Annotated in this window: 9 protein-coding genes; 8 read left to right on the top strand and 1 reads right to left on the bottom strand. The window is 46.4% G+C overall.

The window, feature by feature from the left end; genetic code table 11:
• Window positions 1–33: 33 nt before the first annotated feature.
• The gene (locus tag OXH39_03895) at window positions 34–171 is read right to left on the bottom strand and encodes a hypothetical protein (protein ID MCY3549578.1); all 138 of its coding nucleotides are present in this window, start codon (window positions 169–171) and stop codon (window positions 34–36) included.
• Window positions 172–507: 336 nt separating this feature from the next.
• On the opposite strand from OXH39_03895, the gene OXH39_03890 reads away from it, so the two are divergent.
• The 8 genes from OXH39_03890 to nuoK all read left to right on the top strand — a co-directional run bounded on the left by OXH39_03890 (window position 508) and on the right by nuoK (window position 6,422).
• Window positions 508–918, top strand: coding sequence for an NADH-quinone oxidoreductase subunit A (locus OXH39_03890; GenBank protein MCY3549577.1), 411 nt, complete (start codon window positions 508–510; stop codon window positions 916–918).
• Window positions 908–1,513 (top strand): NADH-quinone oxidoreductase subunit B, encoded by a 606-nt coding sequence (locus OXH39_03885; protein MCY3549576.1) that lies wholly within the window; start codon window positions 908–910, stop codon window positions 1,511–1,513. Before OXH39_03890 ends, OXH39_03885 begins: the two co-directional genes overlap by 11 nt.
• 92 nt (window positions 1,514–1,605) lie before the next feature.
• The gene (locus tag OXH39_03880) at window positions 1,606–2,091 is read left to right on the top strand and encodes an NADH-quinone oxidoreductase subunit C (protein MCY3549575.1); all 486 of its coding nucleotides are present in this window, start codon (window positions 1,606–1,608) and stop codon (window positions 2,089–2,091) included.
• Between the two features lie 198 nt (window positions 2,092–2,289).
• A complete protein-coding gene (locus OXH39_03875; protein MCY3549574.1) occupies window positions 2,290–3,465 on the top strand; it encodes an NADH-quinone oxidoreductase subunit D in 1,176 nt (391 codons plus the stop codon).
• Between the two features lie 23 nt (window positions 3,466–3,488).
• Window positions 3,489–4,757 carry an NADH-quinone oxidoreductase subunit NuoH gene (nuoH, locus tag OXH39_03870; protein MCY3549573.1) on the top strand — a complete coding sequence of 423 codons (1,269 nt, stop codon included), beginning with the start codon at window positions 3,489–3,491 and terminating at the stop codon, window positions 4,755–4,757.
• Between the two features lie 42 nt (window positions 4,758–4,799).
• Window positions 4,800–5,489: a 4Fe-4S binding protein gene (locus OXH39_03865; GenBank protein ID MCY3549572.1), complete on the top strand. Its 690-nt coding sequence runs from the start codon at window positions 4,800–4,802 to the stop codon at window positions 5,487–5,489.
• Window positions 5,490–5,593: 104 nt separating this feature from the next.
• Window positions 5,594–6,112 (top strand): NADH-quinone oxidoreductase subunit J, encoded by a 519-nt coding sequence (locus OXH39_03860; GenBank protein ID MCY3549571.1) that lies wholly within the window; start codon window positions 5,594–5,596, stop codon window positions 6,110–6,112.
• A 1-nt stretch (window position 6,113) separates the two neighbouring features.
• Entirely contained in the window at window positions 6,114–6,422 is a 309-nt protein-coding gene (gene nuoK, locus OXH39_03855; GenBank protein MCY3549570.1) for an NADH-quinone oxidoreductase subunit NuoK, read from the top strand.
• Window positions 6,423–6,520: the final 98 nt, after the last annotated feature.

Below are 6,520 nucleotides of genomic sequence, written 5' to 3'. Positions count from 1 at the left end.
AAAAAACTTGTCTTAACTTTGCTAAATTGTGGTCTAAATAAACGGTAGCACTTCATACCTACGCGCAAGCAGCAGGATATGCACGTGGATATGCCACATATCGTCAAGCATATTGCCAATCTTGAGTGTATTAGATTGTGATTGAAGTTTGTATTTGTGTGTCTTTCTCATGATGAATCCGTTATCCGTTTTTACCCCTGTTTAGTGGGTGGGACCGACACATTACCAAGCGGTAATGCTAAACATGTCGGTCCAACGGATACTCTAATTATACTACATTTTTTGGGTGAATGTCAAATTAAAATTGGCTTTCACGCCTTATGCCGTCTACATCCCGCAAGCTAAAGCATGGGGATTTGACGAGGGAGTGTTAAATTCATCCGAGATTTTCTGTACAGATCAAAATTTTTTACTTGCAAAACAACGTAAAATGGTATATAATTTTAAGAACGAGATCGTCCATGCTAAAAGTTTTTGCAACATTGCGGTTCTCAAGGATAATCCAGAATGCTTTTTAACTTTGCAAATGTACTAATCTTCTTGATCGTTGGTTCCTTATTTGTCGTTTTAAACCTCACTGTTTCTCGCCTCTTGCATACCAAGTTGTTCTCAGGCGAAAAGTATATTCCTTATGAATGCGGCGAAGATCCGATCGGCGATACGCGGATTAAGTTTAACACCCGCTTTTACGTTATCGCGCTCATTTTCCTCATTTTTGACGTGGAGACTGTGTTCCTGTTCCCGTGGGCAGTTGTTTTCCGAGACTTCGGTCTCTTTGCGTTCTTGGAGATGCTCGTCTTCATTGTTATTTTGTTAGTTGGACTTGCCTACGTCTGGGCAAAAGGCGATCTGGAGTGGATCCGCTCCACGCAGTTGGAAGTGCAGTCACTCCGGAGGGAAGAGAGTTATGATAATTGATGAGAAACTGGACAAAAACGTTATTGTTACCTCAGTTGATGCTGTCGCCAACTGGGCACGTTCTTCCGCACTCTGGCCCATGACATTTGGACTCGCTTGTTGCGCCATTGAGTTCATGGCAACCGCTGCTTCTAACTACGACCTTGACCGGTTCGGAGCAGGCGTGCCACGCGCGACACCGCGTCAGTCCGATCTGATGGTCATCTCTGGGACGGTGACGCTCAAAATGGCGACACGTATCAGACGGCTTTATGAGCAGATGCCGGAACCGAAATACGTTATTTCGATGGGCAGCTGCGCGACGAGTGGCGGTCCCTATTGGCAACACGGATACCACGTCCTCAAAGGGGTTGACCGGATTATCCCTGTTGATGTATATGTACCCGGATGCCCGCCGCGTCCGGAGGCACTCATTGAAGGGCTACTCAAGTTACAAGAGAAAATTAAAACGCAGACCGTCGCCAAGCGTGGTGATGTTCCGTTCCTGAAAAGACTCTTTACAAAGACAGAATGGTACGAACTTGAAGGAACCGAAACTGAGGCTGAAGCGGACGCGCCATCTGCAGAAGGTGAGCGCACCGAAACCACTGCTTAGTTAGAACATCTCCCTATCCAAAGGTAGGGACGATTTCTAATCACGACCTTTGTAGGAGTGATTTCTAATCACGACCATGGAGTAGAAATTACGTGAAGCCGGAAGAAATTTATGAAAATTTAGCCGAGCAGTTTGGTGAAGCCATCCTCGGTCTCGACACCGAACTTGCTGGTGATCCGAGCATTCGCATCGCTTCTTCGGCAATCGTCGATGTATGCCAATATCTCACCGAGACTGACACATTGGCGTTTGATTCGTTGATGTGTCTGAGTGGTGTTGATTTGAGTGCTAAGGATGAAGAATTTGCCGTTGTCTATCATATCTATGCCATGCGGCATCGGCATAATGTAGTTTTGAAAACCACAGTACCGAAAACCAATCCTCATCTCCCAAGCGTTTCACATATCTGGAAAACTGCGGACTGGCATGAACGCGAAACTTATGACCTCTACGGGATTTTCTTTGAGGGGCACAATGACCTGCGCCGCATCCTGCTTCCCGATGATTGGGATGGATATCCTCTACGCAAAGATTACAAGGAACCCGAATTCTATCGTGGTATGCGTGTACCGTATTAGGTGGTATTTGCATTGACCTATAGATTTACGTGATAGCATTAAATGGCTCTCAGAGAACAGGTTAAGATTTGACATTCAATCGCAAAAGTAGTATCATATATAGTGGAAAATAGATAGACATAAGTAGCAAATCTTCTAATTCGCTTTAGGCTTTTCAGAACCCGTATTATGGAAACTACACCACAGACTGAAAGCAAAATTATAGAACTAAAACCGTTCGCCGATGAGATGGTGGTGAACATGGGACCTCAGCATCCAAGCACACACGGTGTGTTACGTTTAGAATTGAAACTGGATGGTGAGATAGTCCGGGAAGCGATTCCACACATCGGTTATCTGCATCGCTGTTTTGAGAAGCACTCCGAAAATCTTTCCTATCCGCAGATTATTCCCTTTACCGACCGGATGGATTACGTGGCAGCAATGAACCAGAATTGGGGGTTCTGCCTCGCTGTTGAAAAGTTATTGGAAGCGGATGAAAAGCGTGAATTTGAGGTACCGGAACGGGCGGAATACCTACGGGTGCTTATTTGCGAATTAAACCGTATTGCGAGCCACCTCCTTTCTTTCGGAACTTACGGGATGGATATTGGGGCATTTACGCCTTTTCTTTATGCCTTTCGCGATCGCGAAAAGTTACTCCTCCTTTTCGAGAAAGTGTGCGGCGCACGGCTCACCTATAACTACATCCGCATCGGTGGTGTCTCCGAAATCATCCCTCTGGAACCCGGTTCCATTGCCGAACAGACTTTCTTGGACGAGATTGAAGAATTTCTTGATTATTTTGAGCCGCTGATTGACGAATACAACGAACTCCTGACAAAAAACAGCATTTTCTCGGAACGGACGATGAGGGTTGCTGTCATGTCGGCGGAGATGGCGCTGAGTTATGGCGCAACGGGTCCTAACCTTCGTGGTTCGGGTGTGGATTGGGATCTCCGGCGAGATGAACCCTACTCCATCTATGACAGATTTGACTTTGATGTGCCTGTTGCTGTGGATGTTCCAGAATTGGGCGCGGTTGTCGGTGACTGCTGGAGTCGATACAAAGTGCGTATGGATGAGATGAAGCAGTCCGTACGGATTGTGCGACAGATTTTAGCAGAGGGGTTGCCCGGTGGTCCCGTGATGGCAGATTTAAAAGCTGTCCGTCCACCGAAAGGTGAAATCTATTTCCGCAGTGAAGCACCGCGTGGTGAACTCGGATTCTACATTGTCAGTGACGGCACTCCGAAGCCTGTCCGTCTCAAAGGACGTTCTCCCTGCTTTAGTGCTTTGAGTGCGCTACAAGAACTCAGTCGAGGTTTAATGGTGGCAGATATTATCGCAATTATCGGCAGTATTGATATTGTGATGGGAGAGGTTGATCGGTAAACACGTCTGATAGAGGAGGTTAGATGTCGGATTTTAGGGCTATGTTTGCAGGTTTCCCAAATTTCAATATATCTGAAAGTTTCTTTCCCAATATAGGGTTACAGGATGGACTCAATTGGGCGGAGGAATTTATACAGAATGTTGTGATTCCGCGACTACCGGAAGCGGTTGCTGCGCATTTCCCTGTGGAAGTAGGCACAGTCCTCATAATGTTTGCATGTGCGGGTATTTTTGTTGCGGTCGTTCCACTACTCCCCTTGGTATTAGTGCTTGCAGAACGCAAAGTCGCCGCCCGTTTCCAGAACCGAACGGGTCCCATGCGAGTTGGACCGTGGGGGACACTTCAAACATTAGCCGACGGTGTCAAACTCATCTTCAAAGAGGATTATATTCCGCCACAAGGTGATAAATTCCTTTTCCTGCTTGCCCCCTACATCATTTTTGCCTGTTCCTTTGCTGTCTTTGCGGGAATACCCTTTGGTCAAAACATCTTAGTGAGCGATTTTAATATCGGCATCTTTTATATCATGGCGATCTCCTCTGTCATTGTCATGGGCGTGATTATGGCGGGCTGGTCCTCGAATAGTAAATGGTCTCTGTTGGGTTCCTTGCGCTCCGCCGCCCAGATTGTCAGTTATGAAATTCCACTCGGTCTCTCTATCCTGACGATCGTGATGCTTGTGGAAAGTTTGAGCATGCCGGAGATTGTATCAAGTCAATCCAATGGTATTTTCAGTTGGCTTATTTTCCGAACACCTTTTACCTTTATCGCATTCTTTATCTTCTTTATTTCTTCTATTGCTGAGGTGAACCGGACCCCCTTTGATTTGCCCGAAGCCGAATCTGAAATTGTTGCTGGTTTCCATACCGAGTATAGCGGGATGCGCTTCGCGCTTTTCTTTATTGCTGAATACGCGAACATGTTCGCTGTGAGTGCAATTGCCGTGACGCTTTTCCTCGGTGGTTGGGAGGGTGTCTTGCCGGGCTACGATATTCTCGGTGGATTCCCCGGCTTCGTTATCAAAACGCTCGCACTCGTCTTTTTGATGATGTGGTTGAGATGGACGTTGCCGCGCCTACGGGTAGATCAGTTGATGAATCTGTGCTGGAAGTACTTCATCCCGATTGCCTTCTTTAACATCTTAGGGACCGGCATTTGGGGACTCATCTTCCCAGAGGATACTTTAGTTAGCATCATCATCAGTTGCGCGATTATCTATATCGGGCTTATCTGTGCTTACACGATCGCTGGACGGACACTCGCGCAAAAGCCAGAACCACAACCGAGTTAGGACAGTCGCTGTATCCGCTAATGTTGGAGGGAACACCTACAAATGGACAAATACATACGAAACATCTACAGAGGCGTTTATACCGTTCTCGTGGGAATGCGAGTGACAATCAGACAGTTCTTTGAACCGAATGTCACACATCAATATCCCTACGAACACGACTATGAAAAGAAACGGAACGTCCGGGAAATTCCGAAGGGGTATCGCGGGCAGCTCTATAATCGCACTGAGGACTGTATCGGATGCAAAAAGTGCGAGATGATCTGTCCGGTCGATTGCATCGTTATTGATGCCACTAAACTCCCGAAAGGTGAACAACTTTGGGATAGTATGAACGTGATTCACCTCAAAGATGGACGCGAAATCATCGGTATCATTGAGGGTGATGACAAAAAGGTAAAATCAGCAGACGCAATAACCGTCACGAATCTCACCTCTCGGCAAGGCCCCCAGGAAGTCATAGACCGCCTTGAACCATCAGCCGATGAGAACCGAACGCAAACCTTTTCGGGCGACGAGATATCGCGAATCGTTACGCGAAACCCTGTCGTTTTTTACCTGGACAAGTTCGATATTGATATGTCCCTCTGTATGTATTGTGGACTTTGCACCGAAGTCTGTCCGACAGAGTGCCTTACGATGAAAGATACGCTTGAAGGCATCGAGTATTCCAAATTTGATCGATCAGACCTTATCTTTAGTTTTGATAAGCAGGAGATGTACGAGAAATAGTTATTAGTTTTCAGTTATCAGTTGTCGGTTAAAAAAGATTTGATTAACCAAAGCAATACCTAACCGATAACGGAACTTCGGGACAAAAACTGAATCATTAAAGAATGGATTTTACACTTAAAACATTTATTTTTTACGGGTTCGCGTTCTTGACGATTGCCTCAGCACTCGTTGTCGTCACGGTGCGAAACATCGTCCACGCGGCGTTCTCACTCATGGTAACGCTCTTTGGCGTTGCCGGGCTTTATGTCTTTTTGCAGGCTGATTTTCTTGCCGCAACACAAGTGATCGTCTATGTCGGTGGCATACTTGTTCTCATCCTATTCGGTGTTATGATGACAAGCGGACGCTTGGAGATGCGCATTCATATTGAGCGCGGGCAGCTCCTCCTTGGAGGTATTATTGCTGTGGCACTCCTCATGTTGCTCCTCACCGTTATCGCGAATACACCGGCATGGAAAAATCTCATCGATGATGGTACCGAACTACCACCGACGACCGAGCGTATTGGCGCGCTGATTCTAAATGGACAGTTTCTACTGCCGTTTGAGGTTGTTTCCGTGGTACTCTTAGTGGCATTAATCGGTGCCGCCCTGATTTCCCGAAAGGAGGTTAGGGAGTAAAATGACCTTACAACACTATCTCGTTATCAGTGCTATTCTATTTACACTCGGTATTTTTGCTGTCTTAACTCGGCGGAACGCCATCAGTATTTTGATGGGCATTGAACTTATTCTTAATTCATGTAATCTGAACTTTGCGGCGTTTTCGCGTTTTATGACACCACCGGAGGACATCAGCGGACAGGTTATTGCGATTTTTGGGATTGTGCTCGCTGCAGCGGAGGCTGCTGTCTTTTTAGCGATTATCCTCGCTATCTACCGAGAATTCGGTAGCATACGTCCGAACGAAGTGGATACCTTGAAAGGTTGAAATAGTTATCGGTTATCGGTTTTCAGTTTTCAGTTAAGAGGACGTGTGGTATTCACCAACGCTTTCACTGCCATAAATGACTGACTGCTGATGGCTGA

This window comes from Candidatus Poribacteria bacterium (assembly GCA_026702755.1).
Classification (GTDB): domain Bacteria; phylum Poribacteria; class WGA-4E; order WGA-4E; family WGA-3G; genus WGA-3G.
Note: the sequence above shows the minus strand (reverse complement) of the source record. Positions and strands in the feature narration are given on the sequence as shown.